This window comes from Streptomyces sp. NPDC041124 (assembly GCF_055592385.1).
On sequence record NZ_JBVIYR010000009.1, the window covers coordinates 23,623 to 48,799 of the forward strand.

Annotated in this window: 18 protein-coding genes; 15 read left to right on the forward strand and 3 right to left on the reverse strand. The window is 73.7% G+C overall.

Features of this window, described 5'->3' with window-relative positions; genetic code table 11:
- The first annotated feature begins 40 nt into the window (after positions 1 to 40).
- Both ACZ6A9_RS23885 and ACZ6A9_RS23890 read left to right on the forward strand, forming a co-directional pair.
- Entirely contained in the window at positions 41 to 808 is a 768-nt protein-coding gene (locus ACZ6A9_RS23885) for an enoyl-CoA hydratase/isomerase family protein (RefSeq protein ID WP_468988727.1), read from the forward strand.
- Between the two features lie 179 nt (positions 809 to 987).
- The gene (locus ACZ6A9_RS23890; RefSeq protein ID WP_468988729.1) at positions 988 to 1,596 is read left to right on the forward strand and encodes an ATP-binding protein; all 609 of its coding nucleotides are present in this window, start codon (positions 988 to 990) and stop codon (positions 1,594 to 1,596) included.
- A gap of 21 nt (positions 1,597 to 1,617) precedes the next feature.
- On the opposite strand, the gene ACZ6A9_RS23895 is transcribed toward ACZ6A9_RS23890, so the two are convergent.
- Positions 1,618 to 2,259 carry a GNAT family N-acetyltransferase gene (locus tag ACZ6A9_RS23895; RefSeq protein ID WP_468988730.1) on the reverse strand — a complete coding sequence of 214 codons (642 nt, stop codon included), beginning with the start codon at positions 2,257 to 2,259 and terminating at the stop codon, positions 1,618 to 1,620.
- Positions 2,260 to 2,437: 178 nt separating this feature from the next.
- Here ACZ6A9_RS23895 and ACZ6A9_RS23900 point away from each other — a divergent pair, with 178 nt between their 5' ends.
- The 6 genes from ACZ6A9_RS23900 to ACZ6A9_RS23925 all read left to right on the forward strand — a co-directional run bounded on the left by ACZ6A9_RS23900 (position 2,438) and on the right by ACZ6A9_RS23925 (position 10,143).
- Complete coding sequence (locus ACZ6A9_RS23900; RefSeq protein WP_468988732.1) at positions 2,438 to 2,650, forward strand: EF-hand domain-containing protein; 213 nt, start codon at positions 2,438 to 2,440, stop codon at positions 2,648 to 2,650.
- A 70-nt stretch (positions 2,651 to 2,720) separates the two neighbouring features.
- Complete coding sequence (locus ACZ6A9_RS23905) at positions 2,721 to 3,413, forward strand: NADPH-dependent F420 reductase (RefSeq protein WP_468989290.1); 693 nt, start codon at positions 2,721 to 2,723, stop codon at positions 3,411 to 3,413.
- Positions 3,414 to 3,582: 169 nt separating this feature from the next.
- Positions 3,583 to 4,635 carry a sugar-binding transcriptional regulator gene (locus ACZ6A9_RS23910; protein WP_468988736.1) on the forward strand — a complete coding sequence of 351 codons (1,053 nt, stop codon included), beginning with the start codon at positions 3,583 to 3,585 and terminating at the stop codon, positions 4,633 to 4,635.
- The gene (locus ACZ6A9_RS23915; protein WP_468988742.1) at positions 4,632 to 5,297 is read left to right on the forward strand and encodes a type VII secretion system-associated protein; all 666 of its coding nucleotides are present in this window, start codon (positions 4,632 to 4,634) and stop codon (positions 5,295 to 5,297) included. The genes ACZ6A9_RS23910 and ACZ6A9_RS23915 overlap by 4 nt, the downstream gene beginning before the upstream one ends.
- Complete coding sequence (locus tag ACZ6A9_RS23920) at positions 5,294 to 8,812, forward strand: hypothetical protein (protein WP_468988744.1); 3,519 nt, start codon at positions 5,294 to 5,296, stop codon at positions 8,810 to 8,812. The genes ACZ6A9_RS23915 and ACZ6A9_RS23920 overlap by 4 nt, the downstream gene beginning before the upstream one ends.
- A 53-nt stretch (positions 8,813 to 8,865) precedes the next feature.
- A complete protein-coding gene (locus tag ACZ6A9_RS23925) occupies positions 8,866 to 10,143 on the forward strand; it encodes a hypothetical protein (protein WP_468988746.1) in 1,278 nt (425 codons plus the stop codon).
- A gap of 54 nt (positions 10,144 to 10,197) precedes the next feature.
- On the opposite strand, the gene ACZ6A9_RS23930 is transcribed toward ACZ6A9_RS23925, so the two are convergent.
- Positions 10,198 to 13,533 (reverse strand): right-handed parallel beta-helix repeat-containing protein, encoded by a 3,336-nt coding sequence (locus tag ACZ6A9_RS23930; RefSeq protein ID WP_468988748.1) that lies wholly within the window; start codon positions 13,531 to 13,533, stop codon positions 10,198 to 10,200.
- A 74-nt stretch (positions 13,534 to 13,607) separates the two neighbouring features.
- On the opposite strand from ACZ6A9_RS23930, the gene ACZ6A9_RS23935 reads away from it, so the two are divergent.
- Positions 13,608 to 14,810, forward strand: coding sequence for a S8 family serine peptidase (locus ACZ6A9_RS23935; protein WP_468988751.1), 1,203 nt, complete (start codon positions 13,608 to 13,610; stop codon positions 14,808 to 14,810).
- Between the two features lie 203 nt (positions 14,811 to 15,013).
- On the opposite strand, the gene eccCa is transcribed toward ACZ6A9_RS23935, so the two are convergent.
- Positions 15,014 to 18,964, reverse strand: a complete 3,951-nt coding sequence (gene eccCa / locus ACZ6A9_RS23940; RefSeq protein ID WP_468989293.1) for a type VII secretion protein EccCa — start codon at positions 18,962 to 18,964, stop codon at positions 15,014 to 15,016.
- A 341-nt stretch (positions 18,965 to 19,305) separates the two neighbouring features.
- Here eccCa and eccD point away from each other — a divergent pair, with 341 nt between their 5' ends.
- The 6 genes from eccD to ACZ6A9_RS23970 form a co-directional block, all read left to right on the forward strand.
- Entirely contained in the window at positions 19,306 to 20,703 is a 1,398-nt protein-coding gene (gene eccD, locus ACZ6A9_RS23945) for a type VII secretion integral membrane protein EccD (RefSeq protein WP_468988753.1), read from the forward strand.
- Between the two features lie 17 nt (positions 20,704 to 20,720).
- On the forward strand, positions 20,721 to 22,193 hold the full coding sequence (eccB, locus tag ACZ6A9_RS23950; RefSeq protein ID WP_468988755.1) for a type VII secretion protein EccB: 1,473 nt from the start codon (positions 20,721 to 20,723) through the stop codon (positions 22,191 to 22,193).
- 360 nt (positions 22,194 to 22,553) lie between these two features.
- Positions 22,554 to 22,904, forward strand: a complete 351-nt coding sequence (locus ACZ6A9_RS23955) for a hypothetical protein (protein ID WP_159535891.1) — start codon at positions 22,554 to 22,556, stop codon at positions 22,902 to 22,904.
- Between the two features lie 70 nt (positions 22,905 to 22,974).
- Positions 22,975 to 23,295: a WXG100 family type VII secretion target gene (locus ACZ6A9_RS23960; protein WP_228971183.1), complete on the forward strand. Its 321-nt coding sequence runs from the start codon at positions 22,975 to 22,977 to the stop codon at positions 23,293 to 23,295.
- Between the two features lie 28 nt (positions 23,296 to 23,323).
- Positions 23,324 to 23,770 (forward strand): type VII secretion system-associated protein, encoded by a 447-nt coding sequence (locus ACZ6A9_RS23965; RefSeq protein ID WP_468988757.1) that lies wholly within the window; start codon positions 23,324 to 23,326, stop codon positions 23,768 to 23,770.
- A 12-nt stretch (positions 23,771 to 23,782) separates the two neighbouring features.
- A partial coding sequence (locus ACZ6A9_RS23970) for an AAWKG family protein (RefSeq protein WP_468988759.1) occupies positions 23,783 to 25,177 on the forward strand: 1,395 nt, incomplete at its 3' end.

Genomic DNA, 25,177 nt, shown 5'->3' on the forward strand with positions numbered 1-25,177 from the left:
GCGGTGTCCCGGCGTGTGAACGCCCGCTAACCTGCGGAGCATGACCGTACATCTCGAAGTCTCCGAAGGCGTCGGCACGCTGCGGCTGGACCGCCCGCCCATGAACGCGCTGGACGTCGCCACGCAGGACCGGTTGAAGGAGCTCGCCGAGGAGGCCACCCGGCGCGACGACGTGCGCGCCGTGGTGATCTACGGCGGCGAGAAGGTGTTCGCGGCGGGCGCGGACATCAAGGAGATGCAGGCCATGGACCACGCGGCCATGGTCCAGCGGGCCCGCGCGCTCCAGGACTCCTTCACCGCCGTCGCCCGCATCCCCAAGCCGGTCGTGGCGGCCGTCACCGGTTACGCGCTCGGCGGGGGCTGTGAACTCGCCCTCTGCGCCGACTACCGCATCGCCGGGGAGAACGCCAAGCTGGGCCAGCCGGAGATCCTGCTCGGCCTCATCCCGGGCGCCGGCGGCACCCAGCGGCTGTCCCGGCTGATCGGCCCCTCCAGGGCTAAGGACCTCATCTTCACCGGCCGGCAGGTCCGGGCCGGCGAGGCGCTGACGCTCGGCCTGGTCGACCGCGTCGTCCCCGCCGACGAGGTCTACACGCAGGCGCACGCCTGGGCGGCGAAGCTGGCCCAGGGCCCGGCGATCGCGCTGCGGGCGGCCAAGGAGTCCGTCGACACCGGTCTGGAGACCGACATCGAGACCGGTCTCGCCGTCGAACGCAACTGGTTCGCGGGCCTGTTCGCCACCGAGGACCGCGAGCGCGGGATGCGCAGCTTCGTCGAGGAGGGCCCCGGTAAGGCGAAGTTCCTGTGACGACCCGCTGAAGAACCCCTCCGGGGTCTTGCAATTGACGCGATGTCTGATCCGGGTCCCTCGATGGGGCGGATTGTGGGAGCCTTGGGGCAGCCTTGAACCGCCGTGTCGAGGGAGCCCGTCGATTGCCTGAGAGCGAGCCGTTTCCACAGGCAGAACGGGCTTTCGGGAATTCCGAAGTGCCGGTGGCACATGCCGGAGGCCCGGTGTCCGGCGGGGGTCCGCCGGTCGCGCGTTCCCCCGGAACGACCCCCCGGGCCCCGGCGGACGGCCATCATGGGGGCATGGCGGGGCTGGAGAGCAGCGAACAGCCGCGGGGAGACGGACGTGCGACCGCGTCGCGGTGGTCGCCGACGGTCGAGGACGAACACGCGGTCAGGGCCCTGGAGCTGTACGGCAACCCCACGGAGGCGGAAGTTCCGTTACCCTCCCGCCCCGAGTCCGCCGCCACCGCCCGCCGGCTCGTCCAGGTCGTCGCCCTGCGCCAGTGGTGCCTCACCGCGAAGACCACCGAGGACGCCGTCCTGCTCGTCTCCGAACTGGTCGGCAACGCCGTACGCCACACCGGAGCCCGCGTCTTCGGCCTCCGCATGCGCCACTGGCGCGGCTGGATCCGCGTCGAGGTCCGCGACCCGTCCCGCGGCCTGCCCTGTCTCATGCCGGTCCAGGAACTGGACGTCAGCGGCCGCGGTCTCTTCCTCGTCGACGAGCTCGCCGACCGCTGGGGCGTCGACCTGCTGCCCCGCGGCAAGACCACCTGGTTCGAGATGCGTGTCACGGACCGCTGAGAGCCCGCCCGCCCCGGCCGTTCACCGGCCCGGGAGGAACAACGCCTCCGAACCCACCGGCCGGTACCCCGCCGCCTGGAACGCCCGCAAGCTGCGCGCGTTGCCCGGCGAGATCTGCGCCCACACCGGCTCACCCCCGGCCAGCCGCCGCGCCGCGAGCGCCAGCCGCCGGCCCAGGCCCCGGTGCCGTGCCTCCTCCGCCACCTCCACCGCGACCTCCAGCCGCCCGGCGATCCCCCGGCCCAGGACCAGCACACCCCCGTCCGCCGTCCACACCCGCACCTCGTCCCGCCGGGCCAGGGCAGCCGCGACGCGGGGATGGCCCGGGTCGCCGATTGCCGCCAGGCCCGGCGGCGGACCGCCCGGCAGCGGCTGCGCCACCGTCATCACGTCGATGGTGTCCGTCCGCCGCCCCGTGCGCTCCAGGAAGGCGGACAGGAAACGCACGTTCAGGGTGGCGGACAGGGCGTCGCAGTCGGCCTCGGCGAGCGTCCGCCGCACCCACGCGGGGTCCTCGTCGGTGAACACCACGGAATGTCCGGTGAACGCCAGCACCCCCGCGTCCCGGGCGGACGGCTGCGCCACCACCGTCGTCCCCCCGTCCGCCGCCGGGAAGACGCCCCGCGCCGCCCCGTCGAGAATCTTCCTCAGCCCGTCCGCCACCCTCGTGCTCCTCGCGTCTCCACTCACCGGAAGGCCCGGACTTCCCCGGACGATCGGCGCCGGCACCGGACCCCCCATCAGGTGGGCGCCGCACCGCCGTTCCGGACCGCCGGATAATCTGACCCGCGTCAACAAGACGACACCGTACGAGACACAGCACGAGACGAGGGGCGGACCGGTGGCGGACATCGAGGAAGCGCGCAAGCAGTTCGATCGGATGGACACGGACGGGGACGGATTCATCACCGCTGCCGAGTTCAAGACCGCCCTGGCCCAGGGCGGGGACTGGAACGTCACCGAGACGGTCGCGGAGGCCCTGATCAAGTCCCGCGACCTGAACGGTGACAAGGTCCTGTCCTTCGACGAGTTCTGGGCCCACTTGAACAAGTAGGTCCGGAATAGCCCGCCCGTCCGGGTGGTTGGTGCCGGTCACGCGGTTCCCGCAGGGAACCGAAGCGGACATCGACCCCCGGAAGGGCGAGGCGAGCGACATGAAGATCGGCATCATCGGCGCGGGCAACATCGGCGGGAACCTCACGCGGCGGCTCACGGCCCTCGGCCACGACGTCTCCGTCGCCAATTCCCGCGGCCCCGAGACGCTGAAGGAGCTGGCCGAGGAGACGGGCGCGACGCCGGTACGGGCCGAGGAAGCGGCGCGCGGCGCGGAGGTCGTCGTCGTCACCGTTCCCCTCAAGGCCGTCCCGGACCTGCCGTCCGGCCTGCTCGACGGGGCCGCGGAGGGCGTGGCGGTCATCGACACCGGCAACTACTACCCGCGGCAGCGCGACGGCCGGATCGCCGGCATCGAGGACGACGGCCTCACCGAGAGCCGCTGGACCGAACGCCAGATCGGCCACGCCGTGATCAAGGCCTTCAACGGCACCTACGCCCAGGACATCCTGGACCGCCACCGCCCCGCCGGCGACCCCGGCCGGATGGCCCTCCCCGTCGCCGGTGACGACGAGGCGGCCAAGCGGACGGTCCGGGCGCTGATCGACGAGCTCGGCTTCGACACGGTGGACGCGGGCGGCATCGACGACTCCTGGCGCCAGCAGCCCGACACCCCCGTCTACGGCCTGCGCGCGGGCACCGAGGCGGTCACCAGGGCCCTGGCCGAGGCGTCCCCCGAACGCAAGCCGGAGTTCCGGGGCTGACCAGGCGTCGTTCAGGGGCGGTGTCCGGAAAGTTCGTTCCCGGACGCCACTGAGGCCCCTTGTGTCACTCCCGCGTCGCCTGCCCGTCATGTTCCGCTCACTTCGCACAGATGAACTAGCCGTAGAAGTGGCGGTAGTTGGCGAACACGTGAGAGCGCGGAGAGACGACATGGCCGAACCGGCCGAGCTGATGGCGTTACCCGCGCCGATCGACACGCTCCTCGCCGCCGCCGTAGCCCGGCGCTTCTACCTGGAGAACCGGTCGAAGGTGGAGATCGCCGACGAGTTCGGCATCAGCCGCTTCAAAGTGGCCCGCCTCCTCGACGCGGCCGTGGCCCACGACATCGTGCGGATCGACATCACCGTCCCGGCCGAGATCGACGTACCGCTCGGGAGGGCGCTCGCCGAGCGGTACGGACTCCGGCACGGCATCGTCGTCGACCTGGCCCGCAGCGAAGGCGGCACGCCGCCCACGGCGGACCGCGGCCGGGGCGTCCGCTGGCTCGCCACGGCGGCGGCCCGGCTGCTCTCCGACATCGCCGAGGAGGGCGACGTCATCGGCCTGGACGGCAGCCACGCGGCGGACGCGCTCAGCGAGGCCGTCACCCGGCTCCCGCCGTGCGACGTGGTCCAGCTGACCGGGGTCCACGGACGGGACCTCGCCCACGACACCGCGATCGCGGCGGTCCGCCGCACGGCCGAGGCGGGCGGCGGCAGGGCGTTCCCGCTCCACACCCCCTTCCTGCTGCCCGACGCGGCGACGGCCGCCGTCCTGCGCAGCCAGCCCGCCACCGCCGAGACGCTGGACCGCTTCGGCCTGGTCACCAAGGCCGTCGTCGGCGTCCGCGCCTGGGACGCGCCCCACTCCCCGGTGTACGACGCCCTGCCCGAGCGGGAGCGGGAGGCGCTCCGCGAGGCCGGTGCCCGCGCCGACGTGGCCGGCCTGCTCCTGGACGCCGACGGCCGGACGCTGCCCACCACCCTCGACACCCGCAGCATCGCCGTCGGCGCCGACCGGCTCCGCGGCGTCCCGGAACGGATCGGCGTCACGGACGCCGGACGCGGCACCGGGGCGGTCCGTGCCGCCCTGCGCTCCGGACTGCTCACGGCGGTCGTCACCGACGCCGCGACCGTGCGCCGTCTCCTGCGGCACGACGACCCGGCAGACACCACGCGGACCGCGGCGCCGCCGTCCCCACGCACCGAACGAGGACACCGATGAACCGGCAGGACGAGGCGCTTCCGCCCGTTCCGGACGACATCCGCGAGGCGGGACGCCTCGCCCCCGACCACTGGCTCGGGGTGGTCGACCCGATGTGGTCAGGACCGGGAAAACCCCCGGACTGGGCGATGACCGGCCGGTGGCGGTCGGGCCCCGACGGCGAGATCGCCGAGTGGGAGGACAACCCCGCCTACCGGCCGTCGCCGCGTGCGCTCGGCTGGCCCGAACCGGAGGACGAGGTGGACCGCGCCGTCCAGCTCGCGTCGACCGGATACGGGCCCGGCGAGGCGGTCCCGGCGGCGCTGGCGGGACGGGAGGTGGCCGTGCTGACCGCGCCGGGCGGCGGCCCGCTGAGCGCGGCCGCCCCGGACGGGACGCCGGTCGTGCCGGTGTTCACCTCGTCGGTGTACCTGCACACCGCGGGGCGTTTCGCGTTCGAACTCGTCGGCGCGGACGACCTCGTGAGACGCGTCCCCGAAGGACACGTGCTGTACCTGAACCCCTCGGCCGCGGTGAGCATGCTGCTGGACCCCGGCGCCGTGCGCGACGCGGTCGAAGGCGGTGCGGGCGCGGGGGCGCGGCCCTCCGCCGCCGAGCCCCCGGGCCGTACCGCGCGGCTGCTGACCGAGGCCGTCCACCCGGTGCGGGGGACGGACGCGTGAGCCGCTGGTCGTCCGTGATACCGGGCCGGGGACGCAGGTCCGGCTCCGGTACGGGCCGCCACGGCACGGCGAGCCCGGCCGGCGGCGCGAGCGGCACCGGGAACCGGCGTGTCGGCGGCCCGCCGGTCGAGGACGTCGACGGCGTGCTGCTGGTGCGCTCGGTCGAGGACGACTCGTTCCCGCTGGACGTCGTGGCCGAGGTGGCGGGCGCCGTCGGGCGGGAGGAGGACGTCGTCACGGTGATCGTGGGCTCGGCCGCCGGGGGCGCAGGACCCGACGCCGACCACTGGGCGCGGCTGGGAGCGCTGCTCGACTCCCTCCGCGCACGGGGCACCGAGCGGGTCCGGCTCGTGATGTCCGGCGCCGGTGACGACCGGCCGGACCGGCCCAGCGTCGCGCGCAGGATCGCCGACGCCTGGGGGCTGGAGGTCACGGCTCCCGACGGGGCCGTCCTGATCACACCCGGGGGAGCGCTCTTCGTCCACGGCGACTCCCGCCCCGGATGCGCGTGGTGGCGGTTCGCACCCGGCGCCGAACCCCGGAAGGCGGGCCGGCGTGCCCCGGCGCCCGTCTGGGAGGAGGCGCTGGACGGGGTGCCCGCGCGCACGGCCGGCGGCTGTGTCGTGGACCGTGTCCCGGCGGGCGTGGTGATCCGCCCGGCCGAGGCGCCCGGACCGGCCCCCGACGACCTGTGCTTCTCCGTGCCCCTCGACGTCGAGCGGCTGACGGTGCTGGTCGGCGCCCCGCGGGCGGAGGACGTCGCCGCCGACGAGGTCGCCGCCGTCCTCGCGGGACTGCCGCAGGCGCAGCGCGCCCGCGCCCGGCTCGCGCCCGGCGGCCGGCGCGACCTGCTGCGGCTCGGGCAGTCGGTCGCCGATCTGCTGGGCACCGAGGTGGAGGTGCTCACCGGCCTGCCGCTGTTCGACGACCACGCACCCCCCGGAACGCCTCCCCGGCCGACGCTGGTCGGACTGGACGGCAGGCCGAGCTGGCGGCCGTTCGTGTCGTCCGTGGTCTGCGGGCCGGTCGACTCCGCGGGGCGGGCTCCCGTACCCAGGCCGACGGAGCTCCACCCGCCCGACTGGATCCTCGGCGGCGGCGAGCCGGGGACCGTACGGCTGACGGACCGCTGGCAGGCGACGGTGACCCGGGCCGGCCTCGCCCTGTGGACCCCGGACGGCCCCCGTCCGGGGCCGCTCGGACCGGCCGTCGATCCGGAGGTGTGCGCCATCGAACTGGGCATGCCGGGGCAGCCGTTGGACGACTCCCTGCTGCCCGCGCTGTCCCTCCTCGTGCGCGGCCTCGGCACCGACGTCCGCTCGCGCACCACCCTGCTGGTCCGTGGCCGGCTCCTGGCGGGCGACAGCGGCCTGCGCCGCCTGGCCGCCGAACACGGCATACCGGGCATCCGCTACGTCACCGCCGGCCGGGCCGCGCGCCCCGGCCCGGCCGCCGGCCGGCCGGGCACGACCGCGGAGCCCGGCCGCGTCCCGCCGTCCGGACGGGCGGCCCACGGGCCCGGCGGCCGAGCACTGCCGACCGTGGCCCGCGCTCCCGGCACGGCCGCCGCCCCGCCTGCCACCGGGCCTGGCGCCGGCGCGGGCCGTGCTGCGCCGCCCGGTGCGTCGGGCCGGGGGCCCGGTGCGGGTGCCGGTGGTCCGGGGGGTGTCGGGCCCGGTGGGTCGTCGCCGTCCGGTGGGGTGGCCCGTGGGGCAGGTGCGGCCGCTGCTTCGCCGGCCACCGGGTCCGGGGCCGGGGCGGACCGGGGGGCGGTGGGAACTGCCGTCGGCCCGTCGACCGGTGGGACAGGTGAGGTTTCGCCGGCCGGTGGAGTGGGTGCGGCCGCCACCTCGCCGGCCACCGGGTCCGGGGCCGGGGTGGGCCGGGGACCCGGTGCGGGGGCCGGTGGCCCGGGGGCTGTCGAGCCCGGTGGGGTGGATGCGGCCGCTGCTTCGCCGGCGGACGGGTCGGGCGCCGGGGTGGGCCGGGGGGCCGGCGGGGCTGCCGTCGGCCCGCGGGACACCGGATCCGGTGGGGCTTCGGCGCCCGGTGAGGCGGTTCAGGGGCACGGTACGACCTCCGCCCTCCCGGCCGCCGGACCCGGCGCCGGAGCGGTCCGTCGGCGGCCAGGTGCCGCGGGGAAGGGCCCGTCGGCCACCGGACCCGGGGGCGGACAGGCCCGCCCCGGCGGTGTGACCGCCGCCGGTCCACAGGCTCCCGGGTCCGGGGCGCCGGTGCCGCCGCCTGCCCCGTCCCCGGACGCCCCGCAGGGTGGCGGGGCCGCCGCAGTGAACGGTCCTCCGGCCGCCGGGCCTGTCGCGTCCCCGGACGTCCGGGTGGACGCGGACACTCCCGGCAGGCCGGTCGCCGGTGCCGGAGGGGTCGTACCGTCGCCGGATCCCCTTCCGCCCGGCGGGGCCGCCGGACCCGAGGGAGCGGTGGCCGGGGCGTCCGTGACCGCGGCGTCCTCGGAGTCCGGTCCCCAGGGGCGGTCCGCGGAGGGGGCGGTGACCGCCGCGTCACCGGAGGCCGGGGACGGCGTCGGGAGCGGGCGGAGGGCTTCCGGATCCGGTGCGGCGCCGGACGGCAGTACGGGTCCGGGAGCCGCGGAACCCCGGTCCGCCTCCCCGGCCCGGCCGCGCCCCGGAACCACCAGTGAGCGCAGTGGCCCGGAACCGGGCGGTGGCCGTGCCGGGGCGGGGACGGGACCGCGCGGGCCCGGCGGTGGGGCGCCCGCCCCCGACCGCGCCGCCCTTCCGTTCGTGCCCGGGCACGTCAGCGGGGCCGCCGAGCGTGCCGCGTTCCGGGACGCCGCGGCCGGCGCCTGGGAGGGGCACGCCGCCGCCGTGTCACGGGTGCTCACGCGGATGCCCGTCCTGCGCGGCCACGAACTGGAGGCGGCGCGGACCGATCTCGTCGCCGCCCACGCCTACCTCACCGCGGCGGAGGGACCGCTGCACCACCGCGAGCTGATCCGGGACCTGCACACCGGCGAGGGACGCCTGCTGCCCTACGCCGGCTGTCTGGCGTCCGCCCTGCGCCGGCTGCCCTCCTACCGGGGCGTGGCCCTGCGCGGCGGGGACGCCGACGGCCCCGAACCGGCGGCCGGCACGCTGCTGCAGGACGCCGCCCCGGTCAGCGCCCTGGCCGCGGCCTCGGCGCTCCCCGCCGGGTCCCCCGTGCGCTACGCGATCTGGTCCGTCACCGGACGCAAGGTACGGCAACTGCTCGACCGGCCGAACGGCTCCACGGAGGAGCACGAGGAGATCGTCTTCGTGCCGGGGACCGGCTTCCGGGTGCTGGGGGTGCGGACCGCGTCCGCGGGCCCCTCCGTCGTACTGCTGCGTGAACTCCCCGGGAACGCGACCGCCTACATGGACGGGTCGGAGGAACTGAGCGGCCTGGACCTCAAGGCCCTCACCCACCTCGAGGAGGCACTGGCCAAGGGCTTCCGCGTCGGTGACGGTCCCCAGTGGCCGGAACGCTGTTCCGGGCCCGTGGGCCAGGACGGATAGCGAGCGACGGGGAAGGCACCACCACCCATCACCCCCACATCTCAAGGAGAACGATGGCACGTCGTAATCAATCGCCCCCCGACGGGCCCGACGGCACGGGCGGTTCGTCCGTCCGCAGGGCCGTCTCCCTCGGGCCGGCGGCGGCCGACCCCGGCCCGATGCTGGCGCCGGCCGCGCGACGTACGGCGGCACCGGAGCCGGACGAGGGCGGCGCCGAGGGAGCGGAGACGGCACGACCGGCCCCGGACGCCGCCGGGGGCGAGGCCGCCCCCGAGCGGCCCGCCACCACCGGCGGTACGGCCGGTGGACCGGACGTGACGGCCGCCGCACCTGCCGCGGCCGCCGCACCCGGCGCGTCCGCCGCTCCCCAGCGGCCGGAGGCGGAAAGTGAGAGCGCCGCCGAGCCGGCCACCGCCGTCCGGGCCGCCCCGGACACCGCGGCCGACGCGGCCGACGCGGCCGGCGGGGTCGCCGGGGTCGGTGGAACCGCCGCCGCCGGTGCGGACGGACCGCCGTCGGGGAAGCCGAAGAAGCCCCTGCTCGCCGCGGCCGGCATCGCGGGCGTCGTCCTCCTCGCCGTGCCGCTGCTGATCTGGGCCACGGACGACTCGCGGCAGAAGAAGGACGACGTGGCGGTGGCCGCCGGGTCCGACACGCTGCTGGAGGAGGAGTCCCTGGAGGTGCCGAAGGGCGACTACGCTCCGGCGGAGCCCACGCCGGAGCCCTCCGCGAAGAAGCCGTCCGCCGAGCCGAAACACGTCGTCGAGAAGGCGCCCCCGGTGGTCAGTTCGACGGCCCCGGTCAGCGAGTCGCCCAAGGCGAAGAAGAGCACGGAGAAGGCGGAGACCCGGGTCGCGGAGCGCGAGGCTCCCGTGCTCCCGCCGAACACCGCCGCCTACGCCGTCCAGCGGCTGGCCGCGTCGAACCCTGGCCGGCACATCTGCTACCGGGTCCACCGGAAGGGGGCCGGCTGGACGAACCCGAGGTGCGACGGGGCCATGTCGGGCAAGGGGCTGCCGATCACGGCCATCAACATCGCGGTGGTCGGCGCCAAGAGGGTGAACGCCAACGAGTACGTCCAGAAGGACGGATGGACGACCGCGTGGTCGGGCGCGGCCGACGGGACCGACCTGACGCTGGGCAGCGACTCCCCGAACGCGCCCCACCTCAGCGGCTTCGCCATCGGCGTCGACGACGGCAACGTCTGCCACCACCACAAGCTCGGCGGGCACGACTGGGGCGCCTATCTGTGCGAGTCGTCCCAGGGCTGGAGGTTCGGCGGGTCGCTGGAGCCGGACGTGTGGCTGGAGAGCGTCAAGTTCAACCTCTGAGGGGCGCGACAGCGCAGCGGACGCCCGCCGGCACCGGCCGGCGGGCGTCCGTCGTCACCGGGCGGCCCGCTGCCCCAGGGCCTGCCGGACGGGCAGGTCCTCCGGCAGCAGGGTCGTCAGGTCGGTGAGGCTGGGCGACTGCAGCCCGCCCAGCCGGCGGGCCTGGCTCGTCATCATCGACTCCAGCAGCTGCCGGGCGAGCCGCGCGTTGCCGAAGGACCGGTCGCGCGGGATGCCGTCCACATGCGCGCGCAGCGCCTCGACGGTCGCCTCGGCGCACTCGTACCCGGAGGCCTCGGCGTGCCGGGACACGATGGTGACCAGTTCGTCCGTGCTGTAGTCCTCGAAGGTCACGAACTTGGAGAAGCGGGAGGTCAGTCCGGGATTGGAGGCGAGGAAGCGCTCCATCTCCCCGGTGTACCCGGCGACGACGACCACGATCTCGTCGCGGTGGTCCTCCATGAGCTTCAGCAGGGTGTCGACGGCCTCGCGGCCGAAGTCGTTGGAGGAGCCCTCGGGGGTGAGGGTGTAGGCCTCGTCGATGAACAGCACCCCGCCCAGCGCGCTGGTGAAGACGTCCTTGGTGCGCTGGGCGGTGTGGCCGACGTACTGGCCCACCAGGTCAGCCCGCGCCACCTCCACCACCGAGTCGCGGGGGAGCACTCCCAGTGAGTGCAGGAGTCTGGCGTAGAGGCGGGCGACGGTCGTCTTGCCGGTGCCGGGCGGACCGCTGAAGACCAGGTGGTTGCTGATGCGGGGGGCGGGCAGCCCCGCGGCGACCCGCTGCCGGGCGTTGGTGAGCAGACTGACGAGGTCGGCGACCTCCCGCTTCACGGCGGCGAGCCCCACCATGGCGGTGAGTTCGGCCATCGGGTCGGACGCGTCGCCGGCGTCCTGGGCCGTGCCGCCGCCGCCGACGGCCGCCGCCTCCGCGTCGCCGACGTCCTGCGGCAGGAGCAGCGTCAGGTCGTTCTCCGCCGGGTCGGTCATGGCCGCGAGACGGAACGCCTGCCGGTCCACCATGTCCTCGAACACGCCCCGGGCCGCACGGCCGTTGCCGAAGGTCGCGTCGCGCGTCATCCGCTCGAAGCGGACGGCGAGGGCCTCCCGGGTCAGGGGCCCGAGCTCGAACTGGTGCCGGTGGCAGAGACTCTCGGTGATCGTCACCAGCTCCTCCACCGCGTAGTTGCCGAACTCGATCGTGCGGGTGAACCGGGAGGCGAGGCCGGGGTTGGCGGTCAGGAACGACTCCATCTGCTCGGAGTACCCGGCCGCCACCACGACCACGTCGTCGCGGTGGTCCTCCATGAGCTTCAGCAGGGTGTCGACGGCCTCGCGGCCGAAGTCGTTGGACGTCCCCTCGACGGTGAGGGTGTAGGCCTCGTCGATGAAGAGCACCCCGCCGAGGGCGCTGGTGAACGCCTCGGTGGTCTTGATGGCCGTCCCGCCGATGACCTGGGCGACCAGGTCGGCGCGGGCGACCTCGACCAGGTGTCCGCTCCTGAGCACGCCCAGGTCGGCGAGGATGCTGCCGTAGAGGCGGGCGACGGTGGTCTTGCCGGTGCCGGGCGGCCCCGCGAAGATCAGGTGCCGGCTCATCGACGGGACCGGCATGCCGAGCCTGCGCCGGCGCTCCGCGAGCTGGTTCAGATTGACCAGCGTGCTCACCTGGTGCTTGACGTTCTCCAGGCCGACGAGCGCCTCCAGTTCGGCCAGTGGGCCCTGCGGTTCCGGCTCGGTGCCGGGCCCGCCCGGGGCGCCGTCCTCGCCGGCCGGTGCGGCCGAGTCGCCCCAGCTGTCCGGCAGGCCGTTGTCCGCGCTGGTCAGCAGCTCGACCGTGAGCCGTTCGCCCGCGCGGCTCTGGCGCAGTCCCGCACCGCGGTTGTCGCGCACGACGCACCGGGTGAGGCCGACCGGCTCGGCACTGTCGACGCGCACGCCGTCGCCGGTGCTGCCGGAGACCTCGCAGGCGTCGAGCACGGCCCTGCCACCCCGTGACACCTGGACGCCGTGGGCCCTAGAGCCGTGCACCCGCACCCGTTCCAGGGTGATCTCCGCACCGTCCCGCACCCCGACCCCGGCGTCCGCGCTGTCAGCGATCTCGCAGTCGCGCAGGGTGCCCCGGCCGCGTTCGCCGACGAGGACGCCCGAGCGGGCGGCCGAACTCAGCACGGTGTCGCTGATCGCGGGGTCGGCGTCGTCGTCGATGCTCAGCGCACAGCCCCCCGCGGACTCGATCGCGCAGTGCTCCAGGCGGCCGCGGCCGTCGTCGGTGAACTCGATGCCGTGACCGCCGGCGCCGACGACCCGGGCGTGGCGCAGCAGCGGGTCGGCGGCGGAGCGCACCGAGATGCCGACGCCGGCCGCGTCCAGCACCTCCAGGCGCTCGAACTCGGCCGTTGAGTCGTCCCAGAGCTGCACCGCCCCGGCCGTGTCGGCGCAGTCGCTCACCACGGTGTCCCGCAGCAGCGGGGCACTGCCCTCCACGACGCGCACGGCGGCCTCGGCCGAGCCGTGGAACGAGCAGCCCTCCAGCGTGCCGCGCGAGCGGTCAAGGACGAGCAGTCCGCTCTTCTTGGTGCGCCGCGTGACGCACCCGCTCAGGTGCGGATCCGCTCCGGCGGAGACGACCACGCCGCTCTGCGCGATGGACTCGAACGACGTCTGAACGATCTCCGGGCGGGACATGCTGGTGACCAGCAGGCCCACCGAGGTGTGGTGGACGCTGCACCCGACCACGCGGGTGGAGCTGTGGCCCTCCAGGGCGATGGCGGGCTTGTCCGTGCCGGAGATGTCGCAGCCCTGCACGGTGCCCCGGGCCTCGCCGTTCGCCAGGACGCCGTTGGCCCGCGCGCCCCGGATGCGGCAGTCGCGGACCAGGGGCCCGGCAGTCTCGCCGATGACCACGGCCGAGGTGCCGAAGTTCTCGAACACGCAGTCCTCGACGACGCTTTCGGACTCCGAGGAGTCGACGAGGCCGGCGCCGCCCGGGTTGCTGACGCGGCAGCCGCGGGCGGCCAGCGAGCCCTTGCCGCGCACCAGCAGCGCCGTCCATCCGGACCCCGTCACGGTGCAGCCGTCGAGGGCGGCCTGACCGGCCGGTACGTCGACGACCGCGGCCTCCTTGTCGCGGCCCCGCAGCGTCAGCGAGCCGAGCATCACGGCGTCGGCCATGAGGGTCACGGCGGTGCCGTCCCGCGGGCAGAGCTCGACGGTGCCGGGCTCGCCCTCGCCGACGATCGTCACCCGGTGCCGGATGACGAGGTTCTCGGCGTAGCGGCCGGGACGGACCCGGATCACGGCCCCGGTGCGTGCCTGCTCCAGTGCCTCACCGATCGTCCGGAAGCCGTCCGACCGTTCCGGGCCGACGGTGAGTATGTGACGTGCCACGCCTCGAACCTCCTTGTGCTGCTGTGCCGTTGGCGTTGGTGCGCCGTACATTTCGTGTGCTTATCATGCGGTTCATGTGGAATGTGATGAGACGCCGGAGCGCGGGCTTCGTGCCGGCGGTCGCCGTGCTCCTGTCGGTCACCTCGGGGCCGGCCCTCGCCGCCCCGCGGGCCGCCGACGCCCCGGGCGCCACGCTGCTGCCGCCGCTGCCGGTCCGGCTCGGCGAGGACAATCCGTGCACCGGGGCCTCGGGACGGACCGCCACCGGGGCCGCCTGGTCGCAGACGGCGCTCGGACTCTCCCGGGCCCAGCGGATCTCCCGGGGCGGCGGGGTGACCGTCGCCGTGGTCGACACCGGTGTCGCCTCCGGCGTCCCCAGCCTGTCCGGCAGGGTGGAGGCCGAGGGCGGGGCGGACGAGGACTGCGTGGGCCACGGCACGTTCGCCGCCGGCCTGATCGCCGCCGCACCGGAGAAGGGCAGCGGCATCACGGGGGTCGCCCCGCGGGCGGAGATCCTCGCCCTGCCGGGCACCGACGACCGCGGGGTGCCCTCCGTGGCACGCGTGGCCGCCGGCATCCGCACGGCGGCGGACCGCGGGGCGCAGGTCATCTACGTCGGGCAGGCCCTGCGGACCGGCAGGGCCGAACTCACCGCGGCCGTCGCCCACGCCACCCGGCGCGACGCGCTGGTCGTCGCCCCGGCCGCGCCGGACGCCGTGCCCCGCGAGGAGCTCGGGCCCGGGGGTGAGGTGCCGGACGGTCCGTACTGGCCGGCCGCCGCGCCCGGCGTGCTCGCCGTCGTCGACTTCGGTCCCGGCGGCGTACGGCAGGACAACGCGCCGCCCGCCCACGAGCCCGACCTGTCCGCGCCGGGCAGCGAGATGGTCAGCGTCGGCCCCCGGGGCGCCGGCCACTACATCGGCTCCGGTGCCTCGCTGGCCGCGGCGGGCGTCGCGGGCACCGCCGCCCTCGTCCGCGCCTACCACCCCGGCCTCACCGCGGCCGAGGTCACCCGCCGCCTCCTCGACACCGCCTATCCGTCGGACACCCCGCGCCTGGACCCGTACGCGGCCCTGTCGCTGATCCGGGACGACACGAGGCCCCGGGCGCAGGCCCCCGCCGCCGCACGGATGCCGCCCCCCGCCGACCCCAGCCCCCGCAACCGCGCCCTGACGATCGCGGCCGCCGGCCTGGCCACGGTCCTCCTCCTCGCGGCCCTCGCCGCCGTCGTCCCCCGAGGCCGCACCCGCAACTGGCGCCCCCCGACACCCTCCTGAGGAGATCGTCACCGCGTCCACCCGGGCCGGCCCCCACTCGCCCGGCCCGGGGTGTCCGGGACGTACGGCGTAGCGGTGGGCCGGGGGGTGACTGCGCAACCCGGCGCCTGCCGGGTGCCGTCGCGCCCACCCGTGCCGCCCCGCGGCACGACTGCCCGCGGATCGCGGCGGTGGTGCGGGAACCCGGTGCGGACACGGACACCTCACCACGCGCCCTCCACAAGCCCCGTCTGGACCTGCAGGGTCTTGCGCCGGGCGATCCGCACCGCCCGCCCCGGCACGAGCTCCCGCCCCTTCACGCTCCCGAAGAGGTATCCCTCGCTCGGCGGGCACGACATCAGCAGCCCCGGCGTGTTCACCTCCTGCAGCCGCCGCAGCAACGCCTCGTTGAGCCCTCGCCCGGCGCCCGCCGACGACCGGGCCACCACCAGGTGCAGCCCCACCTCGTGTCCCAGCGCCAGATGGTCGAGGAGCGGAGCGAACGGCTGCGTCATCGGCCCGCCGCCGACCATGTCGTAGTCGTCGACCAGGATGAACAGCCGCGGCCCCTGCCACCAGTCGCACAGCCGCATCCGCGAGGGAGCGATGTCCTCTCCCGGAACCCGCTGCTTGACCGCCCGCGCCGCCCCGTCCACCAGGTCCCGCAGCATGTCCAGCGACACGGCGTGCCCCAGCCGGTAGGCCTCGGGAACGCTCTCCACCAGTTCCCGCCGGTAGTCCACCGTCATGATCCGCGCCTCGGCGGGCGTGTACCGCTCGGTGATGCCCCGCGCGACCAGCTTCAGCAGGTTCGTCTTGCCGCTCTCCGTGTCGCCCACCACGATCAGGTGCGGGTTCTCGGTGAAGTCGTGCCACACGGGCGCGAGTTCGTTCTCGTCCAGGCCGATCGCGATCCGCAGCCCGTGCTCGCCCTCCGCCTGGGGCAGCTCCTCGGCGGGCAGTTTCGCGGGCAGCATCCGCACCCGCGGCGCGGTCGGCCCCGTCCAGTTCTCGGCGATCGCGGCGACCAGTCCCGCCACCCCGTCCGCGAGGTCGTCGGCGTCCTCGACCCCGTCGACGCGCGGCAGCGCCGACAGGTAGTGCAGCTTGTCCGGGGTCAGCCCCCGCCCCGCGCTGCGCGGGATCGTCGCCGCCTTGCGGGAGTCGATCTGGGAGTCCATCGGATCACCCATCCGCAGTTCCAGCCGGGTCCCCGTCTGGTCGCGCACCGAGGACGACAGCTCCACCCAGCGGGCGGTGGTGACGATCAGGTGGACGCCGTAGTTGAGCCCGCGGGCGGCCAGCGCGTTGAAGGTGGGGATGTGCCGGTCGAAGTCCTGGCGCACGGTGGCCCAGCCGTCGATGGCCAGGAAGACGTCGCCGTGCGGCTCGTCGGGGAACTCGCCCGCCGCGCGCCGCTTGCGGTACGTCGCCATGGAGTCGATGCCGTGCTCCAGGAAGAACCGCTCCCGCCGGGCGAGCAGCGTGGTGACCTCCGCGATCGTACGGCCCACCCGCTCGGTGTCCACGCGGGCCGCGACCCCGCTCACATGGGGCAGCTCGTCCAGCGAGGCCAGCGTGCCGCCGCCGAAGTCCAGGCAGTAGAACTGCACTTCGCGCGGGGTGTGGGTGAGTGCCAGCGCCGTGATGAGCGTCCGCAGCAGCGTGCTCTTTCCGCTCTGCGGGCCCCCGGCGATGGCCACGTGGCCGCCGGCCGCCGACAGGTCCACGGTCAGCAGGTCGCGCAGCTGGTCGAAGGGCCGGTCCACGACGCCCACCGGCACGGTGAGCCGCCCCCGCAGCGGCCAGTCCGCCGTGGTCAGGCCGTACCGGGGGTCGGGTGCCAGCGGGGGCAGGATCTGGTCCAGGGTGGCCGGCCGCTCCAGCGGCGGCAGCCACACCTGGTGGGCGGGCGGCCCCGCACCGCGCAGCCGGTCCAGGGCCACCGACAGCAGCGTCTCGCCGCCGCCGTCCCCCTCGCCGTCCGCCCCCGGGTCCGTCTCCGGCTCGTCGGGTCCGCCCGCAGGGTCCGGGTCCGCGGGCGCGCGCGGCACCACCCACTCCGCCGTCCACGGCACCACCTGCCGCGCCACCTGCGCCCGTGCCACGGCCCGGCGCCGCTGGTACGGCCCCGAGACGTACGCGGCCCGGAACCGGGTGAGCGCGTCGACACCGCTCTTGAGGAATCCGGCGCCCGGCTGCGCGGGCAGCTCGTAGGCGTCCGGCACCCCGAGCACGCCCCGGCTCTCCATCGCGGAGAACGTCCGCAGACCGATCCGGTAGGACAGGTGGCTCTCCAGCTGGTGCATGCGGCCCTCGTCCAGCCGCTGAGAGGCCAGCAGCAGATGCACCCCGAGACTGCGCCCGAGCCGGCCGATCATCACGAACAGCTCCATGAAGTCGCGGTGCGAGGCGAGCAGTTCGCTGAACTCGTCGACCACCACGAACAGGCTCGGCAGTGGCTGCAACGGCGTCCCGGACTGCCGCGCCTTCTCGTACTCCAGCGCGGAGGTGTAGTTCCCGGCGGCGCGCAGCAGTTCCTGCCGCCGGATCAGCTCCCCGTGCAGGGCGTCCTGCATCCGGGCGACCAGCGCCACCTCGTCGGCGAGGTTGGTGATGACCGCGGAGGTGTGCGGGAGCTCGTCGAGGCCCAGGAAGGTGGCGCCGCCCTTGAAGTCGACGAGGACGAAGTTCAGCGTCTCGGAGGAGTTGGTCAGCGCCAGCCCCAGCACCAGCGTGCGCAGCAGCTCGCTCTTGCCGGAGCCGGTGGCGCCGATGAGCATGCCGTGCGGTCCGGTACCGCCCTGTGCGGACTCCTTGATGTCCAGCTCGACGGGCCTGCCCTCACCGCTCACCGCGATCGGCACCCGCAGGCGCGCGCTGCCCGTGGAGCGCTCCCACAGCGTGGCCGGGTCGTGCCGGTGCAGGTCGGGGATGTTCAGCAGCGACGTCAGCTCGACGTCGTCGGCGAGCGGCTTGGAGTCGTCGCCGCCGACGCTCATCCGGTACGGCGCCAGCAGCCGGGCGAGTGCCAGCGCGCCCACCGTGCCCAGCCGGTCGGGCCGGCCGAGCACCGTCGACTGCTCCTTGCGGTCGCGGTCGGTGCGCACCAGCGCGACCCCGCCCTCGTCCACCTCCAGGCGCAGCGTGGTCCGGCCGGGCTTCCAGGCGAGCGCGCCGGTGAGGTCGAGCACCACCGCGTTGCGGAAGCCGGGCCCGTCGAAACGGTGCCCCGCAGGCACCGTGCAGCCGTCGATCACGACGACCGTGTACGGCTCCTCACGCCCCGGGACCGCGTCGGGGTCGGCGCCCGGCCGCTCCAGGAATTCCGCGCCGAGCAGGTTCTCCAGCTCGGTGAAGGCCGAGGCGATCATGCGGGCCGGTCCGGCGCCGTCCTCCTCGTGCCGGTGCAGACCGTGCGGCAGCCACTTCGCCCACTCCCACTCCGCACGCCGCTCGTCCGAGACGCACAGCGCGATCCACAGGTCGTCGGGGGAGTGGAACACCGCCAACTGTGCGATCAGGGCGCGCGCCTGGGCGCGTACGCGCTCCTCGTCGCCGCGGAACAGCACCTTCGACCAGGCCCGCAGGTAGATGGCGATGGGCTGGTCCCGGACGGTGGAGTAGGCCCGGGTGAAGCTGCGCAGCGCGTGCGCCGACAGCGGTTCCAGATCCTCGACGGGCTTGGTCGACAGCGGCGTCAGCCGCAGGGCGAGCCGCTGGTCGCCCACGCCCATGCGCACCTCGGCGAAGTCCTCGTCCGACGCCCGCCGTTCCCACAGCCGGGTGCTGCGCACCAGCGACGACAGCGCCTCCGGTTCCGGATGGCGCCAGGCGAGGGCGCGCTGCTGCTCCACGACGGACGCCCGCACCACACGCCGGGTCTGCGCCAGATAGCGCAGGTAGTCGCGGCGCTCGCCCTTCAGCCGCTGCTTGCGCTCCCCGTTGCGGCGCATGACCTGCCCCAGCATCATCCCCGCCGACGCGATCACCATCACCCCGAGCGCGATGTAGATGAACCCGCCGCTGTCCCGGCTCATCCCCGGCCGCATGAACATCAGCATCATGGAGACCGACATCAGCGCCATCGGCAGATACGTCCACACCGCGGAACTGTCCGGCACGACTTCCGGAAGTGTCGGAGGCTCCTGAAGACTCAGTTCCCCCGACGGCATTTCCGGCCCTTTGCGGCGGGCCGGCCGGCGGAACAGGATCACGCTCAACGAACGTCCTCCTCCATGATTTCGGAAGGAATTGCAGGGAAACCCCGCGGGAACGTCGCGGGTCACTCGTAAAGGGTCAGAATGCCGCGCGACGGCGGCGGGAAAATGTCCACGGGGTTCCGTGAAGCTGAACTCACCGCGTGGTGTTGCGAAAAGCCCGGCGTCCGGTCAAACTCGTCGGCGCATGCCCCGTCCGACTTTTCCGTCGCGTTCGGCGACCGGCCGGTGTGCCACTGTCACCTTCCAGCCACCGCGCATTCCGTGGCCCGCCAGAGAGTGTGAACCCCGAACCCATGACTGAGATGCAGACGGCAAGTCTGTGCCGCGTCACCGTACGTGCCCCGGCCAGGACCGTCGACCTGGCCGTGCCCTCCGACGTCCCCGTCGCCGATCTGCTGCCCACAGTGATCGCGTACGGAGGGGACGACCTGGAGGAATCCGGCCTGGAGCACGGGGGTTGGGTGCTCCAACGCCTCGGCGGTCCACCGCTCGACCCCGAGAGTACCCTGGACTCCCTCGGTCTGCGGGACGGAGAGGAGCTTCATCTCCGCCCGCGCACGGAGGAGTTGCCCGCGGTGCACATCGACGACCTGGTCGACGGCATCTCCGACGGCATGAACCGCAGACCGCACGGCTGGAGCGCGGAGGCGGGCCGGCGCCTGCTGCGCGGACTGGCCGCTGCCACCCTCGCCCTGGGCCTCGTGCTGCTGGCCGCGCCGGGGACGGCGGGCTGGATACGGGCGGTCGCCGCCGCGGCCGCCGGGCTGCTGCTGATCGCCGGGGCGGGCGCCGCCTCCCGCGCCGTCGGGGACGCCGGGGCCGGTGCGGTGCTCGGCCTGATGGCGGCCCCCTACTTCGCGCTGGCGGGCTGGCTGCTGCCCGGCGGCGACCTGGGCGGCGCCGACGGCGAGGCGGTCCTCGGCGCCCGGCTGCTGGCGGCGTCCGCGGCCGGCGGCGCGGGCGCGGTGCTCGCCCTGGCGGCGGTCGGCGTGTACCCGGCGCTTTTCATCGGCGCGGCCTCGGTCGCGGCGGCGGGCGCGCTCGGCGCCGCCCTGATCACCCTGGACCTGGCCCCGCAGCAGGCGGCCGGTGTGGTGGCCGTCGTGGTGGTGCTCTTCGGCGGGTTCGTGCCGTCCCTGTCGTTCCGTCTGGCCGGCATGCGGATGCCGCCCCTGCCGACCAACGTCCAGCAGCTCCAGCAGGGCATCGACCCCTACTCCTCCTCCGACGTCGACGCGCGGTCGGCGCTGGCGGACGGCTGGATGACCGCCCTCTACGGCGCCATCGGCCTGGTGTGCCTGCCCTGCCAGGCGGCCCTCCTGGCCGACCCGCAACTCGCGGAGATCCTCACCGTCGTCGCCCTCTCCCTCCTGCTGCTGCTGCACAGCAGGGGCCTGGGCAACGTGTGGCAGCGGCTGGCCCTGACCATCGCCGGGGCCTGGGGCGTGGTCCTGCTGCTGTCCGTCTCCGCGCGCTCCCTCGCCCCGGTGGACCGGCTGACCCTGACGGCCGGTCTGATGGGGCTGGCCGCCGCGATCACCATCGCCTCGTGGACCGTGCCCGGGCGGCGGCTCGTCCCGTACTGGGGGCGCGCGGCCGAACTGCTGCACTCGCTCGCCGCCCTGAGCATCCTGCCGCTGACGCTCTGGTCGATGGGCGTCTACGGCTGGCTCCGCGGCATCAACGGCTGACCCGGGAGAACGGCGACATGCACAGCAAACGCGACCAGGTACAGGCGCATCTGTTCATCATGGGGCGGCTGGCCTCGGCCATGCTGCGCGCCGAGCCGGACGCCCCGGAGAGCCCCCTGGGCCGGACCAACCGCGGCGCCGCGATCGGCGTGATCATCGCCGTGCTGGTGTGCGCCGGGGCGTTCGTCTTCGGGCTGCTCCGGCCCGGGGGCAACGACTCCTGGCGGTCGGGGGAGAACCTGGTCGTCGACAAGCAGACCGGTGCGCGCTACCTGTACCTGGACGGGCGGCTGCGTCCGGTGCGCAACTACGCCTCGGTCCGGCTGGTCAGCGGCGGGGACATCGGTGTCACCACGGTGGGCACGTCCTCCCTGGCCGGCACCCCGCACGGCACGCCGGTCGGTATCCCGGACGCGCCCGAGGCGCTGCCGGGCACGGGCGACCTGGACCGCACGCCGTGGCTGGTGTGCTCGGACGTCACGCCGCGCACGACGGGCGTCGTCACGGCGACCACGACGCTCGCCCTCGGCGCCGACGCCCCGCAGGACGTGCCCGGCGGCAGGCGCCTGGGCGAGGACGAGGGCGTGCTGGTCGCCGGACCGGACGACGCCACGTACCTGCTGTGGCAGGGCAGCCGGCTGCGCCTGGACGCGCGGGCGAAGGCGGCCGCGGCCCTCGGCTACGGCGACGTCACCCCGCGTCCCGTCTCCGCGGCGTTCCTCGACGCCTTCCCGCTCGGCCCCGACCTCGCCCCCGCCGACGTGCCCGGCCGGGGCGGGAAGGGACCCGAACTGGCCGGGCGGAGCACCAGGATCGGGCAGCTCTTCCAGGTCGACGTCCCCGGCTCCGACGCCCGCCACCACCTGCTCACCCGGGCGGGTCTGGTGCCGCTCACCGACACCGGGACGGCCCTCCTGCTGGGCGACCCGCGCACACGGGAGAAGGCGTACGGCGGGGGCCCGGCGACCGTCGGCACGCTCGGCGCGGACACCCTGGCCGGGCACCTCGCGCCCGGCACGGAGAACCCGGGGACGGCGGGGCTCCCCGCACGGCCGCCGAAAGCGGTCACCGTCGCCGCCGGCTCCGTGGCCTGCGCGGAGGTCGACTCCACGGACTCCGGTGTGCGCGTGGGCACGTCGGTGCTCCCTTCGGACGCCCTGCCCCGCGCCGTGCAGCCGCCGGCGCCCGAGACGGAACCGGGCTGCCTGAAGGTCGACTCCATCGCCGTCCGGGCCGGAAAGGGCGCGCTGGTGCGGGCGTCGAGCGCGAGCGGCAGCGCGCTGGGCGACACCACGTACCTGGTGACGGACGAGGGGGTGAAGTACCGGCTGCTGTCCCAGGAGGCGGTGAAGGCGCTGGGCTACGAGGGCGCCGCGGCGCGCGCGATGCCGGCCCCGATGCTGGCGATGCTGCCCAGCGGTCCGGACCTGACGCCCGAGGCGGCGTCGGAGGGGCGGGCCCGGGTGACGCTGCGGTGCCCCGGGCCGTAGCGGGCGGGCGCAGGGTGACCGGGCGGCGGCCGGCAGGGAAATTCTCGGCGCCCCACGGTCACCTCACGTCCATCGGGGAATGCGGCGACGTCTCTCACCGCGTCTCCGACGTCCGTTCTGTCCGGCCGTATTCACCGCGTCGCTCACCTGAGCGGAGCGAATTCCGGGTTTCCGCTCAACTGAGCCCGCGGGTAGTGGACTTCGCGGTTCCGGTGGCAATTGCCAAACAAGTTGAGGGCTGCATAGCATCGGGCCGTCCCATCGCCCCGCGATTCGGTTGCGCCCGCGGGAACACCCTGTCTGCCCGCGGGGTGACATGGGACCGCCGCCCGGTGAGTTCCGCCGAAAAGGAGTTTCCACATGGCCATGCAGCAGTCCGAGGAACGCGCCACCCGTAATGGGATCATGGCGCTGGAACAGGCCTTCACCGGTGTTCAGCGCTGTCAGCAGGACGTCCAGTCGACATCGCACACGCTCGCCTCGAATTACGGGGGCGTGGACGGCGGAAAGTACAAGAAGCTGCTGGAGCAGTGGGACGAGCACGTCGACACCATCCTGATCAACCTGGACCGGATGGTCGACGAGCTCAACGGCACGCTCCGGGAGCACGGGCTGGTGCAGGGATCCACCAGTGACGCGATCGACGCGGAGTACTCGCGTTCCACGCAGGTGTTCGACGAGCTCAACGGCACCAACACGTCGTCGAACTGATCCCCGGTGCACCCGCCTGCCACCGACTCCCCTCCCCTTTCGTCGCTCTCCCGGTGAATCGAGGACTCCGATGGACTTCTCCGACGGCTACATCTACGTCGACTACAACCATGCCGAAGGCGCTGCGGACGACATGGTCGGCCAGTCCCAGGCGATCATGAGCATCCTGGCCAACCTGGAAATGGAGCTGGCCGAACTCCGCAACAGCTGGATCGGTGACGACAGGGACGTCTACAGCGAGGTCCAGGCGAAATGGGACAACGCTGTCGAGAACATCAAGACGCTGCTCGCCAACCACTCCGGTCTGCTCACCGAGATCTCCTCCAACTACCGCTACACGGAGCAGAACCTCTCCCAGCGGTGGGGCGACATCAGAATCGGCAGCCGCTGACGCCGGCCGGTGACGCAAGGGTGATCACATGGCCGTCACGGTCCTCGACAGCACGTTCCTGAAGAATTTCATCAACCACCAGATCGACGGCTTCCGGACGTCCCTGGAGAACATCCTCAAGGACAGCCCGACCGCCGGACCGGCGATCTCGTTCATCGCGGACAGCATCTCGACCACGACGATCCTGTCCTCGAAGCCGCTCGTCATCGGCCCCATGGCCGACGAGAACAGCGTGGTCGGCGGGGGAGCCCTGAACAAGGTCATCCGGCAGGGCGCGGGCGAGGTCGAGCGCATCCTGGAGGACCAGACGGTTCTCTTCGAGGACCTCGAACAGGCGCTGTGGGACACGATCGACGAGCTGGCCAAGGCCCAGGGCAAGAATCTCGAGAACATCACCGCGGACGAGTTCATGGACATCTTCGAAGATGTCGACAGTGATCTCGACAATCCGGGTGGCGGCGAAGAGGAAGAGTAGCGGAGTTCGGCGATGGCCAACCCCGAGGACAACAACGACGACTACTGGAAGAAAGCAGTCGACCTGCTCACCGGCTACGTTCTGCCGGAGCGGAAGACGTTGTTCGACACCCTCAAGGGCAACGACGACATCCCGATGATCCACGTCCGGGTGGAGGACGAGGGCGGTCCGGGATATTCATCGGGTTTTCTGTCCTCGGGCGGTTGGGGTACGCACAACACCAACTACACCATCCCGTACTACCAGCCGGCCGGTAACGGCACGGACGTCTCCGAAGGCAGCTACCTCTACCAGTACCGCGTGTACATCACCTTTCTCGCCACGCCCTCGGCCGCGCCCCCGAGCGGGGAGGACGTGATCGCGAAGTTCGAGAAGACGAGCAAGGTCCTGATGGACAAGGGCGGCTCGAACAGCGAGGGCGAGAAGCTCGACTGGGACACCAGCGCCCTGGTCCAGTACGTCTACGGCTCCAAGGCCGCCCTCGATCAGCTGACGATGTGGCCCTACTCCACCCACGGCTTCGAGAACCGCGGCATCAAGGTGGGCGACGACACCTACGTCGACCTGCTCAGCTTCACGAAGACGGCCCAGGCGTTCGACCGGGTCGTCAAGTTCTTCGAGGACAGCGCGGTCACCATCGGCACCTGGGACACCGAGAACATCGGAGAGGGCAGCGACGCCTGGGACGGCACCTCGGCCGCCATCTTCAAGGAGCTCATCCACAAGCTGGCCCGGAACTACGAAGGCTACGCCGACCAGCTCGACGGCAAGGGCAGTGAGGGCTCCGCGGTCACCATCGACACGGTGACGGTGAGGTCCGAGCCGGCCCGGGCGCTGGCCGCGGCCCAGGGTGTCGTCCTCGAGCAGGCGCAGAATCTGCGCGACGCGTGGGTGGCGTGGAGGGCCGAGAGCAATCCGCAGCGCTGGCTCTACGACATGCTGCAGGACGCCCGGCTGAAGCTCTTCGACACCCAGTTCGACAAGACGGACATCGACACGGTGTCCAGTGGCTCCGGGCCGTACACCACCTGGAACAACTACGTGGTGTCGACCGACGGCTTCCGGAACGAGATCGTCATCGGGGAGAAGTCGTACGGCAAGCCGAGCGACATGACCACGTGGAAGGCGATCGCCGACGAGGCGGTGCGGCGGTGGGAGCAGTCCGTGCAGGACTGGCTCAGCACGAAGGGCGCCGAGGCCATCGTGGCCATCAACAAGGCGTTCAAGGAAGCCGAGAAGGCGTTCGACTCCAGCATCACCGACAGGGACGACCGCTCCCTCGCCGACATCTCCGCCAAGGAAGAGGCCGCCGCCGAGAAGAAGAAGGCGGAGGCCGACGCGGCGGCAGCCAAGGCTCAGGGCGAGAAGGAGAAGGCCGAGGCCAAGGCGGAGGCGGAGAGGGAGAAG